This is a genomic window from Burkholderia sp. LA-2-3-30-S1-D2 (assembly GCF_001523915.2).
In the GTDB taxonomy this organism is placed as follows: Bacteria; Pseudomonadota; Gammaproteobacteria; order Burkholderiales; family Burkholderiaceae; genus Burkholderia; species Burkholderia diffusa.
The window spans coordinates 2,172,326-2,194,543 of sequence record NZ_CP013383.1 but is presented as its reverse complement, the minus strand read 5'-3'; the positions used below and the strand labels follow the sequence as shown (position 1 = coordinate 2,194,543).

Genomic DNA, 22,218 nt, shown 5'->3' with positions numbered 1-22,218 from the left:
CCCCATGCAAATGTGCGACCCGCATCACCGCAGCGGGTCGCACGAGGCTTTCGCCGGCGCGTGTCACTTCGCCGTCGTGCCGTCCACCCACGTATAACCGAGGTTCGTAATGCCGGTGATCAGACTCTGGAAGTCCTTGTAGGCCGGCAATTTGAGATCGGGCTCGAGCCAGTACGGGTGGAAGAAGAACGACGCGAAGCCGTCCCGCACCGCCAGGCCGTACTGCGCGTTGGTGACGAGTTGCTGCCATGTGTACGAGATGCACGAGAACGGGTCGATATTGCAGATGTTGTACTGGATGCTGCCCAGGTTCTCCGGAATGATTCGCTCTCCGTAGTAATCGGAATTGATGATGTACGGGAAGAACTGCCCGGCCGAAAAGTCCTGGTTGGCCGCTCCCGTCCCGAGTTGCGGATTGGTCGACGTGTAGTAGACGGCCCGCTGGAACGTGGTCGGGAAGGTCTGCGCCGTGGCCGCCGCTGCGTTCGGCGACATTTGGTACTGCGGCGCAGCCCAGCCGACTATCTTGTAGCCGTTGAGCGTGAACTCGAGCAGGCCGTCGGCCATTCTGCCTTTCGCCCACTGCACGGAGTCCTCGTCGACCGGACGATTCTGCACCGCATACCAGAACTCAAAGTCGCTGCCGCTGACTGCGGTCAGAAGGTTCGGTGTCGAGTCGTACTGGTGCGTGTAGCCGTGCATCACGATCGAGCCGCCGCGCAAGAGTGCATAGTTCAGCGCACTCTTGAGGCCCGTTGCCTGCGCGAGGTGAATCGTCTCGGAAACGCCGCCGTTGTAATACCCGTTCGGATCGGTATATAGCGGGATGGTCGCCATCGTGAACTTGATCTTCTTCGAGTGCAGGTAGTCCGTCAGCTGTTTCATCGAACTCGTCGTCGTATATGCGTCGAGATCCTCGAGACGAACGAGCGCACGGTGATTCACCGGTGCATTGGTCTGCAGGATGTCGTGCAGGATGTCGCAGATCACCAGGTAACGATCCGTCGGGCCGATGTACGAGAACGGTACGTCCGCGAAATACCAGAGCTTGCCCGAGCGAACGATATACGGCGTGGTGGCGCCGCTCTGGCTGTTCTTCATGGTGACGAGCACTTGCGCCTTGGTGGTGTCGACGACCTGGGTCAGTCCGACATCGGGGTCCGCTTCGATGGCGCCCGTCGATGCGTTATATGCGTAGTACTTGACCATCGACAGGTTCTTGTACGTGACCGTGTCGTAGAAGCCGGGGTTCGGATTGCTCGACGAAGGCGTCGCGTTCATCCCGGCAAGGCCCAGGAAGCTGAACCCGAAGGTCTGGTTGAACGTATAGGCCGTGTTCCAGGCGAGCTGCCACAGGTTGTACTTGAACCAGACGACGGTCTTCGTGGCGGTCATCACGTCGCTCATGAACGCCGCCGGAATCGGATTGTTGTAGTAGTCGCCGATGTAGAACGTGGCATCGTGGCTGCCGATCATGCCGGCCGTGTAGTTCTGTATCGGCACCATGTCGACCGTCGTATTGAAGTGGCCGAGCAGGTTCCTCAACATGATGCTGTACATCAGGCCGAGCTTCGAATACGGGTCGTTCGACGGGTTGTCGTACAGCACGAGCGTATGGGCGGTGGTGGCCTGCGCGTGTGCCGTGCCCGGCAACGTCATTTGCGCGAGTCCGGCAAGCAGTGCTATGACGATCAAGATCTTCTTCATGGCCGTTTCTCCCTAGTCACGTTCAACGTTGCCGTTGTTCTTCTTGACGAGCTTCCTGTTGAACTTGGGGCGCCCCGTCTCTTTGTATGCCTTGTCCCAATCCTCGTCGGACATGCCGGCCTTCACATTGGCCTGGGCGGAGCCGATCGGCAGCGGCGGCGGCTTGATCTTGCCGGTCGACGACTGGTTCGTCTGCTGCGCACTCGCTTCCTGCGTCGCGCCGATGACGACGAGCGCGGGGGCCAACGCGACGAGTAGCCCGACGGCGCTCAACCCGTTTCGAAAAGATTGATTGCGATGCGAAGGCATGATGTTCATCCTTTGATATGCAAATTGAGTTCATCTCGTTTACGAAACGAGCCTGCCGAAGTGCCATTCAGCATTCAGAATCGGGGTGTTATGTCGTTTCTTTTGCGCGCTTGGTACCGGATGAAAATACGCAACCGGATCGTCCTGTATTCAAGCTAAATCCGTACCATCCGCCGCAAATGAGCACCAGGCCGACACGCCGAAATCGGCACGTCTCGACTGTCTGAAATTTGTTTCGATAAACGTTTCACGCATGCAACGCGGCCGCTGTCGCGTATTCCGTCCAGCGAATTCGTCGAGCTTGTTCGGACGATTCAGGGAAAACCAGTTGCGCGCTGCGCGCCGCATACTGCAACGCGGAAATCGGGCCGGCCAGCTTGCACATGCAACAGAGATTCGGATACCGGATCGTTTCGTTGGACGACGCTCATTCCGGTCACTGGCTGCCGAACCGCGTGATGCCGCGCCGATCTCGGCAACCAGAGCGCGGTGTTCGACCGGCCATCGTGCGTTCATCGGTTGGCTCGACAGCGTGTTTCAGCACTGAAACGTTTGGACCGGATTCGATTCGGCAATCGCGCGACGCCCGCGCCAGGCCTCCGAAGGCCAAGGGTGGCGCGACGATGGCGCACGACTTGCTTGAAGAGCTGTGCGAGGGGAAGGCGGCGCACGGGGCGCACTGCGCGGCGCCGGATCGGAAACGGCTGCAAGCGTCGGCGAATGCAGGGGCGCAGGCAAGCAAGCGAGGGAAACCGGCTGTCAAAAGTCATCCACTGAACACGTTGCATTTTTACTGATGTTACGTGGTCGTATCAATAACGCTCGATGCGTCACCGAGTCTTTTGGGTGCGACAGGAGTCGATGTGGCGCTGGCCACGAAGTGGACGTGACGGGGTCGACGGGGACGGGCGAGATTCGTCTTACGTTGGTGCGGCGGAGAGGAAGCACGAACAAGAAACGAACGCGGAAAAAAGTGATGGATAATATGATATGGAGTACGTATTTATATGCGCTCAACATTGTCGCCATTGTGACCGCCATCGTCATCCTGGTCAGCACGCTGGATGACCTCACGCTGGATGCCTGCTACTGGTCGTTTGAACTCGGTCGAATCTTGCGACGCGAGAAATCGCAGACTGTCGATATCGGCATGCTGCGCGCGCTGGACGAGCGCCATCTGGCACTCATGGTGCCGGCGTGGAAAGAGTATGACGTGATTGCCAAGATGATCGAGAACACGCTGGCGACTCTCGAGTACGAGCGCTACGTCATCTTCGTCGGCACCTACCACAACGACGCTGAAACCACGGCGGAAGTCGAGCGGATGGTCCGCCGGTATCCGGGCAGGGTGACGCGCGCAACGGTCATGAACGATGGGCCGACCTGCAAGGCCGATTGCCTGAACTGGATCATCGAAACCATCCTGCGCTACGAAGAAGTCCATCACGTCCGGTTCGCGGGCGTTGTCATGCACGACTGCGAAGACGTCATTCATCCGGTCGAACTCAAGTACCTCAATCATGCGGTAGCGGAAAGCGATCTGGTCCAGCTCCCGGTTCTGTCCTTGCCGCGAAAATGGAACGAGTTCGTCGCCGGCTGCTACCTCGACGATTTCAGTGAAACGCACCAGAAGGACGTGCCGGTGCGCGCCCGCTTGACCGGCGTGGTGCCGGGCGCGGGCGTTGCATCGTGCTATAGCCGGCGTTCGATCGAAGCGGCGATGACGGAGCGCGACGGTTGCCCGTTCAACACGAGTTCGCTGACCGAGGACTACGACTTCAGCTTCCGGTTGAGAGATCTCGGCATGAAGGAAATGTTTGCCTGCTTTCCGCTCTCGGGCCTCGTGCGCGATGATGGCGGTGAGCGCGCGGGGTCCGACGCGGACAATCGAAACCTGCTGGCCACGCGCGAATATTTCCCGAAGACGTTTCGCACCGCTTACCGGCAGCGAGCGCGCTGGATCCTCGGCATCGCCTTCCAGGGCTGGGAGCAGCTCGGCTGGAAGGGCGACCTCCTCACCCGCTACATGTTCTTCCACGATCGAAAAGGCATCTTGACGTCGCTGTTTTCAGTGGTTGCCTACGGCGTGCTGCTCAATTTCGTGTTGCTTGCCGTCCTTCAGAAAAGCGGCCACATCATCCCCGCCGGCACCCACGTGTTGATGGCCGGTGCATGGGTGACGCCGCTGCTTTGGATCAACACCGTCATGCTGTTCGCCCGCGCCGGTCAGCGCTTCCACTTCGTCAGCAAGTTGAATGGGCCACTCCAGGGGTTGTTGTCGATCCCCAGGATGTTCGTGAACAACCTGATCAATTTCTGCGCGGTGAGCCGCGCGTGGCGCATCTATGTCGGCCACCTCGTGAGCGGCAGGCCGATCGCGTGGGACAAGACCAGTCATACCTATCTGTCGAACGAAGAACTCGGAAAGGCGCGGCGCAAGATCGGCGAGATCCTGGTCGGTTGGGGCGTGGTTTCTCTGGAGCAGTTGCAAGCAGGGCTCGAGAAACAACTGACATGCGGCAAGCGGCTGGGCGAACTGTTGCTCGAATGCGGCGCGCTTTCCACCGAATCGCTGGCCGACGCGATCGCCGAGCAGGCGGACCTGCCGCGCGTGAGCCTGGGCAACGTCGCGGTAGGCCATTTTGCGGATTCGCTGGCCTTCGAACTGCAGTATGCGTATCGCGCCGTCCCGTTTTCGACCGCGGACGACGGGACACTCAATGTTGCGGTCGGGCGCCCGCTCACGCAGGACGAACAGGACGTCGTGCGGCGCGGTGCCAGATCGAACGTCGCCTATTTCATCGCTTGCGATACCGAGATTGCCGCCGAACTCGCGCGGCACTCGCGCTTCGTCGACATCGCCCGGCTGCGCGACGGCGACGACGGGACGCCGCCGGCATCTCCGGCCAAAAGGCCGTCGGGAGAACAGGCATGAAGCGCTCGACACGTCCGATCCCGGCCGGCCTCACGCGGTGCGCACGGCTGAGTGCCCTGGCCCTCGCCATGTCGCTCGCCTGGCAGGTGCCGGCATCCGCCGCCCAGCACCTTACCGCCAAGGCCTACCGGCTCGCCGACGGCGCATACAAGGCGATCAATGCCGGCGACCTGCCGCGCGCGGAAGCGTATGCGTCGCGCGCCGTCAAGATTCAGCCGGGGAGCGAGCAGCTCGGGCTGCTGCTCGCGGATGTGTACCGGCGCGAAGGAAAAGTCGACGAAGCGGACGCGATGCTGGAATCGCTGAGCGTCCGTTTTCCGGCGAGCCCGACGGTGCTGGCGCAGCATGGCTACCTGGCGCAGCGGCAGATGCGCTACGACGTTGCGTGCCGCGATTTCTCGGCCGCCGTCGCGACCGGAAAATGGAGCAGCGAGCAGCAGCGCAACTTGCGTCTCGCATGGTCGGACAGCGCGCTCGCGGCCAATCGCCCGCATGAAGCTGGCGTTGCACTGGTGCCGCTGGCCGATGAAAAATCGGCCGTGATCCAAGTGCGCATCGCGCAACTGAGCCTGCAGGCCGGCGATCGCGAAAGCGCCATCCGCATGGCGGAGCTGGCGGCGAGCGATGCATCGACGGATGCGGAACGCAACATGGCTGCGTCGATCGCGGCGCAGGCGCGGCAAGTCGATCCGCCGCCGCAGACGCCGATCGACGATAGCGCCCAGCAGAAGCTGCAGCACGCCTATGACCTCGTGCGCGAACACAAGGATCGCGAGGCGCTAGACGCATTTCAGGAGGGTTTCGCCGGCGGCGCCGGCAACGCGATGAACTACGCGGACGCCGGCTATACCGCCAAGCGGATCGGATTGAACGAGCAATCCGTCCAGCTGTTTGAACGCAGTCTCGATGCCGATGAAAACGAACACGCGTTCGATACGCAGCGCAAGTTCGGCTATCGGCGGGAAGTCGAACAGCTGGAGCGCACCTGGGGTTTCGTGCTGAGTGCGCCATACCAGTCGGCCGCGTTCGGCCCGCAAGGCACCATCAACGTGCTCCAGCCGGGTGTGGAGGTGTACTGGCAGCCGCCGAAGATCGGCTATCAGAACGGCCGTATTTTCCAGTTCTTCGTGCGCGGATATGGCACGGCCTACGACGGCAGCGGCAACGTGACCGGCATGCCGACCGTGCAAGGGTCGGTGGGTGCGCGCTACAAGCCGATACCTGACCAGAACGTGGTGGTGACCGCCGAGCGGCTGTTCCATGTCGGCAGCCTGTCGATGACGGACTGGCTGATGCGCCTGGGCTATTCGTCGGAGGCGGGCACCGATCTGCGGGTGACCGAACCGAGCTGGCGGAGCTGGCAGGCTTATGTCGAGGGGGCGTATTTCATCAAGGCGGGCCGCTACATCATCTATTCGGAACTGCGCTACGGGCATACGTGGCGTCTGTCGGCGCTCAGCGACCGGCTGACCATCTACCCGCACGTCGCGGTGGCAGGCGATCACGACAATCGTCAGCCGGACGAGACGGCAATCGGTGCGGGGCCCGGCGTCCAGATCAGGTACTGGTTTCGCGAAGGCAGGTATACCGCGCCGGCGAGCTATCTCGACGTGACGGTGCAATATCGTTTTCCGTTGACGTCAGCGGCACGCGCACGTGGTCTCGTGGTACGCGCGACATTATGGTTCTGACCGACTGCGCTGACGCTGGAACGACTTGCGGATGAGCCCGATCAGTTGGGCGACTTCAGCGTGATGATGGTTTGACGCAACAGCTGGAAGTACGAGCTTGTGGAATACGGGACCATCTGCTCGACGTAGTTCCACCAGAAGAATCCACCGATGAAACGCGGATCGGTCATGCTGTTGACCATCGGGTAATAGGTCTTGATCAGATTCTGCTGCACCGACGCAGGCGCGGAAATTTCCGATGTGCCGATTTCGCCGAAGCCGACCTTCGCGTTCGGGAAGATGCTTTCCAGTGCCGCGAAATCGCTATTCCACGACGGATTGAGCCCCGGGCAATCCTGATACGGGTAGTAGCTGAACAGCGCGTAGTCGGCCTGTTGGCGCACCGTGGCCGGCAGGAAAGCCGTCGGCCAGGTCTTCCAGTAATCCTGCGGCTTCTCCCAGCAGTTGTTGCCCTTGCTGTCGTCGTTGTAGTACAGCGTGATCGCGGTCTTGCCACCGTTCGATTTGACGATCGTGTTGGCCGCGGCGACCATCTGGCCGATCTGCTGCTCCTGCGAATTGACCGTGGTGTTCGAGCCGCTCGGATTGGGGCGCAGCCATTCGCCGTTGATTTCGTTGGCGATCTCCCACACGTCGACCGTGTTCTTCAACTGCGACACGAGTTCCTGCGTTCGCGCCTTGTAAGTCGCGAGATCCGTCGGGAAATAGTAAGAATCGTAGACCTCGCCCATCACGTACGCGACGGCGTGCAGGCGTAGCAGCGGCGCGTAGTAGTCGGCGGCCGACGTGCCCGGATCGAACACGACGCGCACGGTCGGCCGGTACGGCAGGTTCTGCAGCGACGCGATGATCGCATTCAGCTTCGTCAGATCGTCGAGCGTAACGCCGTAGACCGGATTCTTCAGCGGTTCGACCTGGGCGCTGGCGGATTGGGACAGGGGCATCAGCCCGGCATAAGCAACGCATGCGGCAATGGCCGTGCGCGAGATAGTTTTCGTCAGTTTAATCAAAACTTCATTCCGTCCTAAAGTAAGAAGAAGCGGGATTTTAGACGAAAATAAAAGGTAATTATCGGATGATATGGGGTATAAAGGGGCCGGATAATGCGCTGGAGAAGCCGCGTCCGCAGGCTGCGGCAAGATAAAGGCAGCATCCCGAAACGAATGCCGGCGACACCGATCCGGCCGGTTGGCCAGCTGAACGGGAGGCTCCGTCGCTGCGCGGTTGCGCCTTGCGCGCCTCACGCGCCGCACGGCCATCGCCGTGCTGTCGATCGGCGGCGCACGGTTGCAGATGCATCGAATGGAATCTTCCGACGAAGCGCGTCCGGTCGCAAACGTTTCACCTTGATTTGCGATGAAAACGAGCGCGAATTCCCTAAAGGATGCTGGTCCCGATGACGTTAAGCGGGCACGGGGATGACTGTCGATCGCATGCATGCGACATGCGACGCGCAGTCCGCAACAACCAGCGCAGCAGGGGAATCGACTTGAACCGTCAGCAAGCTTGGACGCGCACGGCCGCGCCCGGCGAAATCATCTATTCGGAGGGCTTCGCCGGCGAGCCCGTCATTTTTCTGATCGCCGACGGCAAGGTCGAGCTGTCGACGCGCTGCGAAGACAAGCGCGTCGTCGTCGCCACGCTCGGGCGCGGTGAGTTCTTCGGCGAATCGGCGCTGCTGGCATCCGAGCCGCGCGCGCATACCGCAAAGGCGCTGTCGTTCTGCCAGCTCACGGTCGTGCCGGCCGCGCTGCTCGACGAGGAAATCGAGCACGTGTCCGCGCTGCTGCGGCATATCGTGCGCACGATGATCCGGCGCGTGAAGCGCAAGGACGACCAGCTCGCGACCTATACGCACGCGGACTTCATGCCGGGCGTGCTGTCGTACGCGCATGTGCTGTCGCTCATGGCGGGCGCCGACACGCGCGGCGCGGACGACGCGTGGTCGCGGCGGCCGATGCAGGCGCAAGCGGCCGAGGCATCGGTGCCGCTCGCGGACGTGATTCGCCGCTGTCGCGCGATCGCCGGCCATTCGCGCCCGCACGTGCTTGCGATGCTGCGCCGCATGGAGAAGCTCAATCTCGTCACGATCGAAGCCGCGCAGGCCGACCATGCCGGCGGCGCGGCCGATTACACGGCGTCATCGGATGCGCGCCAGGTCGTCACGTTCGATGCCGCGCGCGTGGTCGATCGCGCGCAGCAGGTCGCCGATCACGATCTCGACCTGTCGATCAACAGCGAGCTCGAACTGATCGAACTGGCCGATCTCGAGGCGCTGATCGGCGTCGACCGGAAGTTGCTGCTCAACAAACTGTCGCACGGCGAGATCGCCGACGAGGTGTTCGCGTTCCGCAAGTCGAAAGTGCTCGGTTACGTCGAGCAGAAAGGCGTTGCGTATTTCTCGCGGCGCAGCCCGCGCGCCGGCGGCGACGTGCGTGCGCTCGAGGATATCGTGTGGGTCGATCAGCGAACGCTGTTCGACGTGATCAGCGCATTCGATACCTACGATCTCGCAAAGCTGATCGCGAGCCTCGACGATCGCGCGGTGGCCGACAAGTTGTTCTCCGTGATGACGGAAGCGCGGCGCAACGAGGTGTCGTGGGTGATGCGCCGTGAGCTGAAGCTCGACCCGATCGAGATCGAAGAGATCGAACGGCGCGTGCTCGATGCCGTGCGTGCGGCCAAGGCGCCGGCGGCAGGTGCGGCGCCCATGCCGCTGGCTTCATCCGACGCGTGACGCGCGACCCGACGGAGACACCTATGGACTTGTTGACCCTGGCCGGCGTGCTGCTCGGCGGCGCGGCCATCGTGTTCGGCTTCGCCCTGGAAGGCGGACATTTTTCGACGCTGTTCCAGTTCGAGGCGCTCGTGATCGTGCTCGGCGGTACGCTCGGCGCGGTGATGATCCAGAACACGTGGGCGCGGTTCTTCGATGCGGTGAAACAGTTGCGACTCGCGTTCGTGCGTGCGCAGGAAGTCGACCGCAAGGACCTGACCGACCTGCTGGAGTGGGGCGATCGCGCGAAGCTCGACGGGTTGCTCGCCTTCGAGTCGATGGACGTGAGCGGCATCCATCCGTTCGCGCGGCGCGGGCTCGAACTGCTCGCGAACGGCGTGTCGACCGCCGTGCTCGAGGACGCGCTGCACCGCGAGCTCGACGCATACGAGCGCAGCCGGCTCGCGGCCGCGCGCGTGTGGCACCAGGCCGGCGGTTATGCGCCGACATTCGGCATTCTCGGCTCGGTGCTCGGGCTGGTCCAGGTGACGAGCCACATTCTCGAACCGGCGCAGCTCGGGCCGGGCATCGCGGTCGCGTTCATCGCGACGCTCTACGGCCTTGCGTTTGCGAACCTCGTGTTTCTGCCGCTCTACGGCAAGCTGCGCGCGCAGATCGACAGCGAATTGCGTTTCCGCAAGCTCTATCTCGACGGGCTGCTCGCGATCTCGCGCAAGGAATCGCCGCATACGATCGAGACGCGGCTGACCGGCGACGTGCGCGGCCGCGCGGCGGAGTCCCTCGCATGACGCACCGGGAGCTTCGACATGACCGCTCGAACTGACGGCGCGCGGGCGGGCTCGGCCGCCGCCGATCGCGACGACGAAGCCGAAGGCACGCAGTCCGGACGCTGGCTGATTTCCTACGCGGATCTCATCACGACGCTGATGGTTCTGTTTCTCGCGCTGTACGTGCTGCAGCTCGCGAAATACAACGCGCTCGACGCGCGCTATCAGACGCTCGCGCGGCACGACAGCGGGACTGCGAGCGCGCCGGGCGCAGCGATGCCCGAGCGTGCCCCCGCATGGCTGGCATCGCTCGACGCGCTGAAGTCGAACGGGCGCATCTCGCTTGTGCGCGCGCCGCACGGCATCGAGATCGGCATCGACGCGAAGGTCCTGTTCAACGTCGGCGATGCACGTTTGCTGTCCGATGCGACGCCGGTGCTGAGCCAGATCGCGCAGGCGCTGAGCGAGCATGCGACCGGCGACATTCTCGTCGAAGGGCACACCGACAGCGTGCCGATCGCGAATGCGAAATACGAATCGAACTGGGAGCTGTCGTCCGCGCGGGCGGGCAGCGTGGTGCGCTATCTGGCCGATCGCGGCGTCGCACCTCACCGGCTCGCCGCGATCGGGCGGGCCGATACGCAGCCGCTCGTCGCGGGCGACGATGCGGCCGCGCGGGCGCGCAACCGGCGCGTGACGATCTTCGTCGCGTATTGAGCGTGCGAGCCTCGACAGGCGCGCGACGGTTATCCGTCAACGACATATCGGATCCCGCATGACGAACATGTGAACCCGGCGATGCGATTCCGCGCGCGCCTGCCGATAACCCAAGCTGGCTCAGACCGAGCGGTTATCGAGGGTTCCCCATGCATTTCTGGCGCACGCTGTCCATTCAGAACAAGCTGGTTCTCAGCATGACGAGCTGCCTGCTCGTGTTCGTCGCGATCTCGAGCGGGTTGAGTGTCCGCCTGATCGGCAACGCCGTGCGCGATCGCGTCGTCCGCGAAGAGCTGCCGACGGCCGTGAGCGGCATCCGCGCCGACGTGCAGCGGCAGATGGCCGGGCCGATCGCCGCGTCGCGCGTCCTCGCGCGCGATGCGTTCCTGCTGCAATGGGAAGCCGACGGCGAGCCCGACGCCGGCACGCGCAGCTGGACCGAGCTGGCGAGGAACGTGAAGGACGAGCAGAAGGCGGCGTCCGTGCAGTGGGTGTCGGTGAAGAGCGGCAACTACTACAACGAGGCCGGCCTGCAGCGGAAGGTCACCGACAACGATCGCTGGCTCGCGACCTTCCTCGCGTCGGGCAAGACCTACGAAGTGAACATGGATCGCGAGGTCACGGCCGGCGGCTACATGATGTTCATCAACAGCCGCGTGGAACTCGACGGCACGCCGGTCGGCGCGACCGGCATGAGCCTGTCCGTCGATGCGCTCGCGAAGGGGATCGCCGCGTACCGGATCGGCAATACCGGGTTCGCGTTCCTCGTGCGGCCCGACGGCGCGATCATGATGCATCGCGATACGTCGCTGATCGACGGCAAGCACTTCCTGAAGGACGAACCGGGGCTGCCCGGTGATGCGTCGTCGACGCTGCTGGCCGGCAAGCCGTATGCGTACCTGAGCTACGACGGCGACGGCGGTGCGCGCTTCATTGCGACGTCGTTCATTCCGGAACTGAATGCGTATGTGGTCGTCGAAGTGCCGCAGGCCGAACTGCTCGGCCCGGTGACGCGTGCGATTCGCAGTGCGGCGCTGGTCGCCGCGGTCGCGGGCCTCGGCGTCGCGCTGATCGTGATCTGGCTGGTCGGACGCGCGATCGCCGCGCCGATCCGCCGCGCGGCGACGCTGCTGTCGGAGATCGCGAGCGGCCAGGGCGACCTGACGCGCCGGATGACGGTCGAGAGCGAGGACGAGATCGGCCAGCTGTCGGACGCGTTCAACCGCTTCGTGTCGTCGTTGTCGACGCTCGTCCACCGCATTCGCGCTGCGTCCGCGTCGATCGCGACCGGATCCGCGCAGATCGCGTCGGGCAATGCGGACCTCAGCGAGCGGACCGAAGGGCAGTCGAGCAACCTCGAGCGGACGGCTTCGTCGATGGAGGAAATCACGGCGGTCGTGCGCAACAACACCGAAACCGCGACGACGGCCGCGAAGCTGATCACCGGCGCATCCGATACGGCGACGCGCGGCGGGCACGTCGTGGGTGAAGTCGTGACGACGATGGAGCAGATCAGCGATGCGTCGCAGCGGATCTCCGAGATCATCGTGATGATCGACAGCATCTCGTTTCAGACCAACATCCTCGCGCTGAATGCGGCGGTCGAGGCCGCACGCGCCGGCGAGCAGGGACGCGGGTTCGCGGTCGTTGCGTCGGAAGTGCGCAACCTCGCGCAGCGCAGCGCGCAGGCGGCGAAGGAGATCAAGGCGCTGATCGAGCACAGCGCGGGGACGGTGAACGCCGGGTCGCGGCTCGTCAGCGAGGCCGGGAAGGTGATGAGCGACGTCGTATCGCAGGTGCAGGGCGTCAGCGCGATGATGAGCGAGATCGCCGAGGCGAGCCTTGAACAGAGCGCCGGCATCGACCAGATCGGCGACGCGGTGCAGTCGCTCGATCAGATGACGCAGCAGAATGCGGCGCTGGTGGAGGAAAGCGCGGCGGCAGCGGAAAGCCTGAAGCAGCAGGCGGCGGAACTGACGCGGCTGGTATCGGCATTCAAGGTTGATGAATGAAGCGCGCACGACGTTAGAATGATGTGCTTCTCAGGGACGTCGGCCGCGGGATCACGGCAGACGTTTTCGCTGTCGGCGCGGGATTCGGTACGTCATAAAAATGAAGCGCATTTCAAGACTGAAGGTCGGGGTAGGGGCGGTGGTGGTCGCGGCGGCGCTCGCCGCAGTCGGGGCGAAGGTGATCGCATCACCGGCGGATTCGTATCTTGCTTATCGGAAGAAGGCCGCGGCGGCCGTGGCGGCGGCGCGAACGGAAGATCGGCCGAGTGTCGACCGACAGTACACGGCCGACGTGAATGCACGGCTCGCCCGGCTCATCGGCACGGTGCGGGCGAAAGGGTTTGCCACGAAGGCGGCGGGCACGGTGCAGAGCGTCGGCCCCGTCGACGGGGTGCCGCCGGGGCCGGACGGGCTGGCCTTCAAGTCGGCCGACGGCAAGACGAATCTCGTCGTGACGACGGTTCCCTTGCTGAAGGCGTGGGCGAGCACGGCGGACGCGGGCATCAAGCCGACTGACGACGTGGCCGCGATTCTCGACAATGACACGCTTTACACGGACGTATTCAGCGACGACGCCGCTGCGTTTCGCTTCGCCGAGTTGCCCGTCAAGCGGCAGCCGGCCGACGGCGTGGTGAAGGCATGGCTGCTGGGTGAAAGCCAGGACGGCGTGCCGGACGGGCCGAACACGCTGGCCGTGTCGGTCCGGCAGGGCGAACGGGTTTATATCCAGTGGAAGAGCGTGACGCTGCGCCCGATCGTGGCGTGCAGCGTGGGGCGCGTGCCCGAGGACGCGCGGCGGGCGTGTTTCGCCAGGCAGGTGGTGTCACAGCGGATCTACCCGCGGCTCGTCGCACTGGCGCAATCGATGGCCGATGCCGTGGTCCGGTAGCGGCCGGCAGCGGACGGCGTTCGCACGGCGCGATTCGACGGCGAGGGACGTCGGTTCGCATCCGGCCAATGACGGGCGGCGACATCGCGCGTCGTCGCCCGTCGGCATATCGTCCGATGACCGGATTCAAGGCGACCGCAACGCCTGCAACCCCAGCGTGAGCGCGTTGAACGGCATCTCGGCGGCCCCCAGCGAAAAGCTCGTCGCCTTCGCAGTCGCGCCCGGCGAATGCATCAGCGCGTGAACGATCCGCTCGCTCGCATGGCCGTCGCCATACGGATTGCTCGCGCGCGCCATTTCCTCGTACGCGCTTTCGCTGTCGAACAGCCGCGACGCCTCCCAGACGATTCGCTCCTGGTCCGTGCCGACGAGCCGCGCGGTACCGGCCTGGATCGCTTCGGGTCGCTCGGTCGTCTCGCGCGTGACGAGCACCGGCTTGCCGAGCGCGGGCCCTTCCTCCTGGATGCCGCCTGAATCGGTGATGATGAAATGCGAGCGCGACATCAGGAATACGAACGAAAGATATTCCTGCGGCTCGATCAGGTAAATATTCGGCACGCTGCCGAGCAGCGCACGCGCCGGCTCGCGCACGTGCGGATTCAGGTGCAGCGGATAGACGAACTGCGCATCGCGATAGCGGTTCGCGAGCGTGCAGAGTGCCTCGCAGAAATGCCGGAACGGCTCCCCGAAGCTCTCGCGGCGATGGCCGGTGATCAGCACGACGCGGCGGGACGGATCGAGAAAAGGAAAGTGCGCGGCGACCTTGTCGTTGAGCACGGAATCGTGGTCGAGCATGCGTTTGACGTCGTGCAGCGCATCGATCACGGTGTTGCCCGTCATCACGACCGCACCGACCGGCACGCCTTCGCTGAACAGGTTGTCGCGTGCCTGGCCGGTCGGCGCGAAATGCCATGACGACACCGCATCGGTTACGCGGCGATTCAATTCCTCCGGCCACGGCGACCAGATGTCGCCGCTGCGCAGTCCCGCTTCCACGTGTCCGACCGGCAGATAGCGGTAGAACGCCGCGAGACTGACGGCCAGCGTCGTCGTCGTGTCGCCGTGCACCAGGACGACGTCGGGGTGAAAGTCGTCGAAGACGATCCCGATCGCCTGAAGAATGCCGGTCGTCACGTCGGTCAGCGTCTGGCTCTGGCGCATCAGATTGAGATCGTAGTCGGGCTTGATGTCGAACAAGGTGAGGACCTGATCAAGCATTTCCCGATGCTGGGCGGTAACGCACACACGGGCGTCGACATCCTTGCGCGACTTCAGCGCGCGGACGAGCGGCGCCATCTTGATGGCTTCCGGCCGGGTCCCGAATACAAGCAAGATCTTCTTCATCGTTTTCCTCGTTGAGCATCTTCGCGCCGGAAGCCCCGGCATCTGGCGCCAAGCTTGGTTGCAGGCGACCCGTCCCGTCCCCGCGTGCGGCCGCGCCGGCCGGCATCGGCCGCGCGACATTCAGCGATGTGGCGGGGCGAGCGCACCGTTCTTGTCCGCGCGGTCTCCGCCACGCAATCGTCGGACTACGGCCGTCACCGTTGTCTGTTCAATCACGTCATGAGTGTTCCTCGCTGTGTAGATCGCCACGTCTGCCGGTCAGGTTGTGCACGTCATCGCGTCGCGGCGCACTTGTACCTGTTGCTGCTACCGATAGAGCAATATTCAAACCAGCGGCCCTGTGAGCGGGCCAGAGTCGCTTCGCAAACGTGGATTGCCGCGGAACGTTTCATAATTGCTACGAGCGCAGTCGCGGCGCTCTGCAATGACGCGGATAAACATCTGACCGTTCGCTACATCGCCCCGGTCATGCGATTCGAAGCATGGCGACTTGCGTCGCCCAGCAGCTGAAGATAGAACTGCATGCGCCGTTCCAGGCGCCTCGAATCATTTCGATATGCGAATTTTGTATGGAAAATATGCGGGACATCTTCGGATTTCCGGCACTGTCTCTGTGCGAATGCTTCTCCCGACGCATCGGGTCGTGCGCATCGCTGGACCCGGCCGGCGAGAAACGTTGCGCATCTGTAACGCAAGCCCGGGACGGGTCGTCTCGACCCGCACGATGACGGATCGACGAGCAGGTACTTGCCGAACAGAGGCCATGCAACGACTCCCCGCAGCGGTTGGTTTACCGAAATGGTGTCGCGCGAGGCATTCGTGTTCGGCAGGCGGAAGATCCCCACTTGCGAAGGACGCGAACGCTGATTCGCAGGTGAATCAAAAACTCGCGATCCGTGTCGGGTGTGTGTCGATCGAGCATGCGCAGGCCCTTGCACCACGCGGCGGGGCGATTCATGGCTCACCGCTTGCTTGTTTCAAGAGGACGGGCCTGCCCCCACGCGTTCGAGCGGCGACGAAAGGACGGGAAGATCAATACGACGAATCCGGCGGGCGAGGCGGCATGCGCCGAGCTGGTCGGCGTGCATGTCGCGCTTGATCGCACATCGCGGCCGGTAGCCGACGCGCTTGGGTCTGCCGAACGACGGTTCACGACGGCGGGCATTGCGGTGACCGGATCGCACTGACACCACGGCGCACGGTCCTTGAACGGGAAAAGGGAGGAAGACGTGTCATGTGTGGCATCGTCGGCGCGGCCGCGCAACGGGACATCGTTCTGATTCTGACTCGGGTTCACCGGCGCCAAGGTGAGCGGAGCCACACCGTCGACACATTCGCCGGGCGCGACGCGGCCTACGTCGCGTTTGGCGACGATTGCGCAGGACTGCCGCGCAGGAGCCCCCGATCATGAAATGGCCCGCGCTTTTTCCGGATGCACGCGTGTGCGTGGCGGTCGCCGTCAGGCTGTGCCGCGCGTGGCACGTTGCCTGTTGCGTCGCCGCGTGTTGCTCCGTGCTGCACGCGGGCGCGGCCGAACTCCAGCTCGACGGGCTGTATCAACGCCCGGACGGCGCGATCACCGTGCGCCTGAACGGCGCCGGCATCGATCCTTATTTCGCGGCGAAGGCACTGCTTGCCGCCGCCGACACCCGCATGGATGCCCGTCAGGCGGCGCTCGCATGGATCGCATGGGTGTTGCCGCGCCAGCGTCTGGACGGCGGCTTCGATCGCTATTGTGTGAAGGCCGGACAGGTCAGCCCGTGCGCGGAAGCCGACGCGGACGACGCGATGTTGGCGACCTGGATCGAACTGCTCGCGCGCTTTGCGCCTCCCGACGGGATGCCGGCCGCATGGGAGCTCAGCCTGAGCCGATCCGGCGTGCATCTCGATACGCTGCTCGACAAGACGAGCGGCGTCTACGAGATCTCGTCGTCGCTGCACGTCGCGCTGCTGATGGACAACGTCGAGGTGCACAGCGCGTTCCAGGCACTTGCCGCGTATTACGTGCGCCGTGCCGAGTACGCGCGCGCGGCTCCCTGGAGCCAGCGTGCCGACCGGCTTTCGGCGGCGATCCTCAAGGTGTTCTGGCGCGGCCCGCAATCCGGCTTTCGGGCGAGCACGCAGAAGATCGGCGACACGAGCTTCTATCCGGCGAAAGTCGCGCAGATCTTTCCTATCCTGTCCGACATCCACGTGCCAGACCAGTCGAACGAGACGATCTATGCGCAGTGGATGCAGAAGTACGGCAAGACCTGGATGCAACTCGCCGGCTCCGATTTTCCGTGGGGGCTGATCGCGCTGGTCGCGTTCAAGATGAACGACTGGAGCACCGTCGCCTGCTGGTATGCGCGATCGGGCCCGTATCGACACGGCACGCACTGGAACGTAATGGAGGAGGCGCTTTACCTGGCACTCGAAAGCCGGACGGCCGAGCCGCTCGCACACGCTCAATGCGGTTTCACGACGACGTCGGCAACGGTGACCGGATCGCGCTGACGTAATGGCGCATAGTTCATGATGGAACAAAGGGAAGGAGACGTGTCATGTGTGGCATCGTCGGCGCGGTCGCGCAACGGAACATCGTTCCGATTCTGATTGAAGGTTTGCGCCGCCTCGAATATCGCGGCTACGATTCATGCGGCGTGGCGACCGTCGTCGACGGGCAGGCGCGCCGAGAGCGCAGCGTGTCGCGCGTCGCCGATCTCGACGCGCACGTGCGCAGTGCCGGGCTGTCCGGCAGCACCGGCATCGCGCACACCCGGTGGGCGACGCATGGCGCGCCCGCGACCTGCAATGCACATCCGATCTTCTCGCGCGACGAAATCGCGCTCGTGCACAACGGCATCATCGAGAATCACGAAACGTTGCGCAGGCAACTTTCTGACGAGAACTACCAGTTCGATGGCCAGACCGATACGGAGGTCGTTGCCCATCTGATCCACAGCAAGTATCGCGGCGATCTGCTCGCCGCCGTGCGCGATGCGACGTCTCAGCTGCACGGCGCCTACGCGATCGCGGTGTTCAGCAAGCATGAGCCGCAGCGGCTGATCGGCGCGCGGGTGGGATCGCCGCTCGTCGTCGGCCTGAAGGATGACGAATGCTTTCTCGCGTCCGACGCGCTCGCGCTCGCCGGCATCACGGATCGCTTCATCTTTCTCGAGGAAGGCGACATCGTCGAACTGACGCCGGGCGGTGTGCGAATTCTCGAACGCGGCGGCACGCCGGTCGATCGCCCGATCCAGACCGTCTCGTCGGCGCAGGCCGCGGTCGAGCTCGGGCCGTACCGGCATTTCATGCAGAAGGAAATTTTCGAGCAACCTCAGGCCGTGGCCGCGACGATTCCCGATGCCGGGCTGTTCGATCCGGCGATATTTGGCCCGGATGCCGCGCGCGCGTTCGAACAGATCGACAACGTGCTGATTCTCGCGTGCGGCACGAGTCACTATTCCGGCCTGACCGCGCGCCGCTGGCTCGAGACGATCGCGCGCCTGCCCGCGCAGGTCGAGATCGCGAGCGAATACCGTTACAGCGACGCGCTCGCGCTGCCGAATACGCTGGTGGTCAGCGTGTCGCAATCCGGCGAGACTGCCGACACGCTCGCCGCGCTCAAGTTTGCACAGGCGCTCGGCCACATCGATACGCTGGCGATCTGCAACGTGCCGACCAGCGCGATGATGCGTCAGACCGGCCTGCGGTTCCTCACGCGCGCGGGCCCGGAAATCGGCGTCGCGTCGACCAAGGCGTTCACGACGCAGCTCGTCGCGCTGTTCATACTCGCGGTGACGCTCGGCCGGCTGCGCGGCTACGTCGACGATGCGCAACTCGCACGTTATACGACGCAGTTGCGACGGCTGCCGAGCGCGCTCGAGGATGTGCTCACGCTCGAACAGCAGATCGAGCGCTGGGCTGCGGAATTTTCGCGGCACGAGAACGCGCTGTTCCTCGGGCGCGGGCTGCATTACCCTATCGCGCTCGAAGGGGCACTGAAGCTGAAGGAGATTTCGTACATTCACGCGGAAGCGTATCCGGCCGGCGAACTGAAGCATGGGCCGCTTGCGCTCGTCACGCACGCAATGCCGGTCGCGACGATTGCGCCGAACGACGCGCTGCTCGAGAAGCTCAAGTCGAACATGCAGGAAGTGCGGGCGCGGGGCGGGCAGCTATACGTATTCGCCGATGCCGATACGCGGATCGACAACGGCGAAGGCGTGTCGGTACTGCGAATGCCGGATTACTACGGGCTGCTGTCGCCGATCCTGCACGTCGTGCCGCTTCAGCTGCTCGCGTATCACGCCGCTTGCCTGCGCGGCGCGGATATCGACAAGCCGAGGAACCTGGCGAAATCGGTGACGGTGGAGTAGCGGGTGGTGCGACGTCGACGAGACTGCCGAGTTGCATCGATTTCCGTTACGGGGCCTCGTTTCGGTTTCGGTTACAGAGGCTCCTGCCTGGCGATGAGCGTTGCCCGACAAGGCGTAACCAGAATTAATGTCAACGGGTTAGCCAGCGACGTCGCTGGCGAAGGCCCAACCGTCAAGGTGCGGTTCACAAAGAAACAAGGCGCTCCCGTACGCGTTGTTTCAGGCGATGCATCCCGATGCGGCGGCAGCCATTCGCGAAGGCGACTTTCAGAAGAAGTACTACCTAAGTCATCAACACGTGGCAGAGCAGCTAAAGCTTGCCGCCCCAAAAGTGTAAGGCTCTACGGGACTACGTCGACGTGGATCCGAACCCGGCAAACATGCTGGTGTTCGAGTGTGGTAGTCAGCGACATCCGAGGTACTCGGACAATGCGTTACGCAAGCTGCAGGAAGCGAATACTGCAGAAAGCGTCGAAAACGCTTGGCACAAAAAAACGATAGTCAGCCACCTCGGCGGACGGCAATCCGTTGCACTCTCCTTTACACCTTACTGGCAAAGGAGTTTGGCCCGAATTGACGGACAGGACAACGCGCGATCGGGAAGGCAACAAGACATCTCTTGGGCGCTGATGCTGCCAATTTCCGCCCGAGAAGAGAACCGATGTCGAGCGTCGGAACTCACATCACGACGGGCGCACTCGAAAGATCATCGAGCCGCGGGCCGTGACGTGGAAAGTGTTTTTGCAGCAGCTCGGTCACCTGCTCGATACCTCGCAGAACACCGGACCGATAATGGCCTTGCCGGAAGTGCGCCTCCATGGCCTGGCAAATCGCTTCCCATTCGCGGCCATCCACCTTGGCGTGGATGCCTCGGTCCGCGACGATTTCGACGTCGCGGTCCGCAAGAAGCAGGTAGATAAGAATGCCGTTGTTGTGCTCCGTGTCCCAAACCCGGAGGTCCGAGAAAACCTCGATGGCGCGGTCCCTCGCAGATGTGCCCTTCAGCAATGCGCGGATGTGCAGCGCACCCTCTACAGCAAACCTGACTTGACCTACGTGCGCGCGATGACTCATACGTACAGCCTCTTCAATAGCGATAAGCTCCCGCCGTGAGAATGCGCTGTTGACCCGCCAGTGGGTCGTGAAGAGATGCCGGAACAGGCGTTTCAGGTCCATGCTCACCACCGTCCCGATGCGCCACCGCCGCCGAAGCCTCCGCCGCCTCCGCGAAAGATGTCGCGATTCGAATCACGACCGAAACGGCCACCGCTACCGCCAATGAAGCGCCCACCCGCCGCTCCCATCCCGCCGCCCAGCAACGTGAAGAGCAGCGCCATCAGTCCTGCCGCGATGGCGATAAAGAGCGCCCCCGACAAAACCCATGCGAGCACTCCGACGACTCCGCCCGTAACGGCTGCACCCGGCAGTCTCCCGAGCATGGCGCGCAGAAGGCCGCCCGCCATGACCGTCAGGAGGAAGAGGACCGGAAGCAACCGTCCGGCGCCGTCGCTCGTCTGATGTCGCCGCTGCGGCGGAGGTAACTGCTCGCCGCTGGTGACGCGCATCATGTCGTCGACGCCGGCAGTGATGCCGCCGTAGAAGTCTCCGTTTCGGAACCGCGGAACTATCGCCTCGTTGATGATGCGATTGCTCGTCGCGTCGGTGAGCACGCCTTCGAGGCCGTATCCGACCTCGATTCGAAGCGTTCGGTCGTTCTTGGCGACAATCAGGAGCGCGCCGTCGTCGACATTCTTGCGCCCAAGCTTCCATTGCTCGACGACTCGCATCGAATACTGTTCGATGGTTTCGGGCTCCGTGGTCGGAACGACGAGAACTGAAATCTGCGCTCCTCTTTTCGCCTCGAACTCTTTCAACGTCTTCTCAAGGCTGGCCATCTGGTCGCTGGTCAGGGTTCCAGTCTCATCGGTTACTCTCGATGTCAGCGGCGGGACAACGACGTCGGCATGGGCGCAGGCAGCCCCCAAGACAAAGAAAGCCAAGACGACGGCCGTCGCCAGCCGGAACACGTTCAATTGGAACCCCTGCCTGCAGATGCCGGCGTCGAACCGAAGTCGACCCGCGGCGGTTTGGAAATCTCGGCTTCGTTGCTCACCGAGAAGTTGGGACGTTCCAGATAGCCGAATGCCTTTGCAGTCAAATTGTTCGGGAAGGAGCGTACCGTCGTGTTGTACGTCTGGACGGCGCGAATGTATCGATTGCGGGCCACGGCAATGCGATTTTCCGTACCCTCGAGCTGCGCCTGCAGGTCGCGGAAGTTCGCATCCGACTTCAATTGCGGATAGTTCTCCGATACCGCCAGCAGACGTGACAGAGACGACGTGAGCTGCCCCTGTGCCGCTTCAAACTTTGCGAAAGCCTGCGGGTCGGCAATGAGTTCGGGCGTGGCGCGAATCGAACCCACTTGCGCCCGGGCCTCAGTCACACGGACCAGCACTTCCTTTTCCTGGTCCGCGTACCCCTTCACTGTGTTGACGAGGTTGGGAACAAGGTCGGCACGCCGTTGATACTGATTTAGAACTTCTGACCAACTGGCCTTCACCTGTTCGTCTTCGCTCTGGATGGCGTTATAGCCACACCCTGAGAGAGACAGCAGGCTCAGCGCCAATGCGCCTGTCAGAAGTGCGCGGGCCAGACGGCGCCGTGTGGAGATTGCTGAGAAATATGTCGACATGGACGCGCCTCTGTCCTGTATTCCCCGGCATTCCGCCGCTCACCGGTGCACTGCCTA

General features: G+C 63.4%; 18 protein-coding genes. 10 read left to right on the top strand and 8 right to left on the bottom strand.

The window, feature by feature from the left end; genetic code table 11:
* Positions 1 to 63: 63 nt before the first annotated feature.
* From WS66_RS10050 to WS66_RS33615, 3 genes are all read right to left on the bottom strand, one after another.
* Positions 64 to 1,707, bottom strand: a complete 1,644-nt coding sequence (locus WS66_RS10050; RefSeq protein ID WP_059601460.1) for a DUF2334 domain-containing protein — start codon at positions 1,705 to 1,707, stop codon at positions 64 to 66.
* A 12-nt stretch (positions 1,708 to 1,719) separates the two neighbouring features.
* Positions 1,720 to 1,980 (bottom strand): hypothetical protein, encoded by a 261-nt coding sequence (locus WS66_RS10045; protein WP_236872888.1) that lies wholly within the window; start codon positions 1,978 to 1,980, stop codon positions 1,720 to 1,722.
* A gap of 283 nt (positions 1,981 to 2,263) precedes the next feature.
* A complete protein-coding gene (locus WS66_RS33615; protein ID WP_159086537.1) occupies positions 2,264 to 2,401 on the bottom strand; it encodes a hypothetical protein in 138 nt (45 codons plus the stop codon).
* Between the two features lie 591 nt (positions 2,402 to 2,992).
* Here WS66_RS33615 and WS66_RS10040 point away from each other — a divergent pair.
* Together WS66_RS10040 and WS66_RS10035 are read left to right on the top strand one after the other, a co-directional pair.
* On the top strand, positions 2,993 to 4,951 hold the full coding sequence (locus tag WS66_RS10040) for a glycosyl transferase family protein (protein WP_059601462.1): 1,959 nt from the start codon (positions 2,993 to 2,995) through the stop codon (positions 4,949 to 4,951).
* Positions 4,948 to 6,642, top strand: a complete 1,695-nt coding sequence (locus tag WS66_RS10035; RefSeq protein ID WP_059601464.1) for a bacteriophage N4 adsorption protein A — start codon at positions 4,948 to 4,950, stop codon at positions 6,640 to 6,642. Before WS66_RS10040 ends, WS66_RS10035 begins: the two co-directional genes overlap by 4 nt.
* Before the next feature lie 41 nt (positions 6,643 to 6,683).
* Here the strand turns inward: WS66_RS10035 and WS66_RS10030 are convergent, their stop codons facing one another.
* Complete coding sequence (locus WS66_RS10030; RefSeq protein ID WP_236872887.1) at positions 6,684 to 7,586, bottom strand: hypothetical protein; 903 nt, start codon at positions 7,584 to 7,586, stop codon at positions 6,684 to 6,686.
* A 545-nt stretch (positions 7,587 to 8,131) separates the two neighbouring features.
* Between WS66_RS10030 and WS66_RS10025 the strand changes: the two genes are divergently transcribed.
* The 5 genes from WS66_RS10025 to WS66_RS10005 all read left to right on the top strand — a co-directional run bounded on the left by WS66_RS10025 (position 8,132) and on the right by WS66_RS10005 (position 13,764).
* Complete coding sequence (locus WS66_RS10025) at positions 8,132 to 9,379, top strand: Crp/Fnr family transcriptional regulator (RefSeq protein WP_059601468.1); 1,248 nt, start codon at positions 8,132 to 8,134, stop codon at positions 9,377 to 9,379.
* 23 nt (positions 9,380 to 9,402) lie between these two features.
* The gene (locus tag WS66_RS10020) at positions 9,403 to 10,167 is read left to right on the top strand and encodes a flagellar motor protein (protein WP_059601470.1); all 765 of its coding nucleotides are present in this window, start codon (positions 9,403 to 9,405) and stop codon (positions 10,165 to 10,167) included.
* Positions 10,168 to 10,185: 18 nt separating this feature from the next.
* The gene (locus WS66_RS10015) at positions 10,186 to 10,863 is read left to right on the top strand and encodes an OmpA/MotB family protein (protein WP_059601473.1); all 678 of its coding nucleotides are present in this window, start codon (positions 10,186 to 10,188) and stop codon (positions 10,861 to 10,863) included.
* A 149-nt stretch (positions 10,864 to 11,012) separates the two neighbouring features.
* A complete protein-coding gene (locus WS66_RS10010) occupies positions 11,013 to 12,875 on the top strand; it encodes a methyl-accepting chemotaxis protein (protein ID WP_059601475.1) in 1,863 nt (620 codons plus the stop codon).
* Positions 12,876 to 12,975: 100 nt separating this feature from the next.
* Positions 12,976 to 13,764 (top strand): hypothetical protein, encoded by a 789-nt coding sequence (locus WS66_RS10005; protein ID WP_059601478.1) that lies wholly within the window; start codon positions 12,976 to 12,978, stop codon positions 13,762 to 13,764.
* A gap of 126 nt (positions 13,765 to 13,890) precedes the next feature.
* Here WS66_RS10005 and wecB read toward each other — a convergent pair whose 3' ends face one another.
* A complete protein-coding gene (gene wecB, locus WS66_RS10000; protein ID WP_059601481.1) occupies positions 13,891 to 15,108 on the bottom strand; it encodes a non-hydrolyzing UDP-N-acetylglucosamine 2-epimerase in 1,218 nt (405 codons plus the stop codon).
* A gap of 956 nt (positions 15,109 to 16,064) precedes the next feature.
* Here wecB and WS66_RS33610 point away from each other — a divergent pair.
* The 3 genes from WS66_RS33610 to glmS all read left to right on the top strand — a co-directional run bounded on the left by WS66_RS33610 (position 16,065) and on the right by glmS (position 19,469).
* Positions 16,065 to 16,295 carry a hypothetical protein gene (locus tag WS66_RS33610; RefSeq protein WP_159086536.1) on the top strand — a complete coding sequence of 77 codons (231 nt, stop codon included), beginning with the start codon at positions 16,065 to 16,067 and terminating at the stop codon, positions 16,293 to 16,295.
* A 220-nt stretch (positions 16,296 to 16,515) separates the two neighbouring features.
* A complete protein-coding gene (locus WS66_RS09995; RefSeq protein WP_059601484.1) occupies positions 16,516 to 17,604 on the top strand; it encodes a hypothetical protein in 1,089 nt (362 codons plus the stop codon).
* 47 nt (positions 17,605 to 17,651) lie between these two features.
* Complete coding sequence (gene glmS / locus WS66_RS09990; protein WP_059601487.1) at positions 17,652 to 19,469, top strand: glutamine--fructose-6-phosphate transaminase (isomerizing); 1,818 nt, start codon at positions 17,652 to 17,654, stop codon at positions 19,467 to 19,469.
* Positions 19,470 to 20,147: 678 nt separating this feature from the next.
* Here the strand turns inward: glmS and WS66_RS09985 are convergent.
* From WS66_RS09985 to WS66_RS09975, 3 genes are read right to left on the bottom strand one after another with little or no spacing between them, the layout of a single operon-like run.
* Positions 20,148 to 20,645 carry a TPM domain-containing protein gene (locus tag WS66_RS09985; protein WP_059601490.1) on the bottom strand — a complete coding sequence of 166 codons (498 nt, stop codon included), beginning with the start codon at positions 20,643 to 20,645 and terminating at the stop codon, positions 20,148 to 20,150.
* A gap of 2 nt (positions 20,646 to 20,647) precedes the next feature.
* Positions 20,648 to 21,502 (bottom strand): TPM domain-containing protein, encoded by an 855-nt coding sequence (locus WS66_RS09980; RefSeq protein WP_059601493.1) that lies wholly within the window; start codon positions 21,500 to 21,502, stop codon positions 20,648 to 20,650.
* A complete protein-coding gene (locus WS66_RS09975; protein ID WP_059601494.1) occupies positions 21,499 to 22,161 on the bottom strand; it encodes a LemA family protein in 663 nt (220 codons plus the stop codon). The genes WS66_RS09980 and WS66_RS09975 overlap by 4 nt, the downstream gene beginning before the upstream one ends.
* Between the last annotated feature and the right edge of the window lie 57 nt (positions 22,162 to 22,218).

What these genes read in the sequence shown, in the direction of transcription:
- WS66_RS10050 (WP_059601460.1), bottom strand. Translation starts at nt 1,707, where the DNA reads ATGAAGAAGATCTTGATCGTCATAGCACTGCTTGCCGGACTCGCGCAA.
- WS66_RS33615 (WP_159086537.1), bottom strand. Translation starts at nt 2,401, where the DNA reads ATGTGCAAGCTGGCCGGCCCGATTTCCGCGTTGCAGTATGCGGCGCGC.
- WS66_RS10040 (WP_059601462.1), top strand. Translation starts at nt 2,993, where the DNA reads ATGGATAATATGATATGGAGTACGTATTTATATGCGCTCAACATTGTC.
- WS66_RS10035 (WP_059601464.1), top strand. Translation starts at nt 4,948, where the DNA reads ATGAAGCGCTCGACACGTCCGATCCCGGCCGGCCTCACGCGGTGCGCA.
- WS66_RS10030 (WP_236872887.1), bottom strand. Translation starts at nt 7,586, where the DNA reads ATGCCCCTGTCCCAATCCGCCAGCGCCCAGGTCGAACCGCTGAAGAAT.
- WS66_RS10020 (WP_059601470.1), top strand. Translation starts at nt 9,403, where the DNA reads ATGGACTTGTTGACCCTGGCCGGCGTGCTGCTCGGCGGCGCGGCCATC.
- WS66_RS10015 (WP_059601473.1), top strand. Translation starts at nt 10,186, where the DNA reads ATGACCGCTCGAACTGACGGCGCGCGGGCGGGCTCGGCCGCCGCCGAT.
- WS66_RS10010 (WP_059601475.1), top strand. Translation starts at nt 11,013, where the DNA reads ATGCATTTCTGGCGCACGCTGTCCATTCAGAACAAGCTGGTTCTCAGC.
- WS66_RS10005 (WP_059601478.1), top strand. Translation starts at nt 12,976, where the DNA reads ATGAAGCGCATTTCAAGACTGAAGGTCGGGGTAGGGGCGGTGGTGGTC.
- wecB (WP_059601481.1), bottom strand. Translation starts at nt 15,108, where the DNA reads ATGAAGAAGATCTTGCTTGTATTCGGGACCCGGCCGGAAGCCATCAAG.
- WS66_RS33610 (WP_159086536.1), top strand. Translation starts at nt 16,065, where the DNA reads ATGGCTCACCGCTTGCTTGTTTCAAGAGGACGGGCCTGCCCCCACGCG.
- WS66_RS09995 (WP_059601484.1), top strand. Translation starts at nt 16,516, where the DNA reads ATGAAATGGCCCGCGCTTTTTCCGGATGCACGCGTGTGCGTGGCGGTC.
- glmS (WP_059601487.1), top strand. Translation starts at nt 17,652, where the DNA reads ATGTGTGGCATCGTCGGCGCGGTCGCGCAACGGAACATCGTTCCGATT.
- WS66_RS09985 (WP_059601490.1), bottom strand. Translation starts at nt 20,645, where the DNA reads ATGGACCTGAAACGCCTGTTCCGGCATCTCTTCACGACCCACTGGCGG.
- WS66_RS09975 (WP_059601494.1), bottom strand. Translation starts at nt 22,161, where the DNA reads ATGTCGACATATTTCTCAGCAATCTCCACACGGCGCCGTCTGGCCCGC.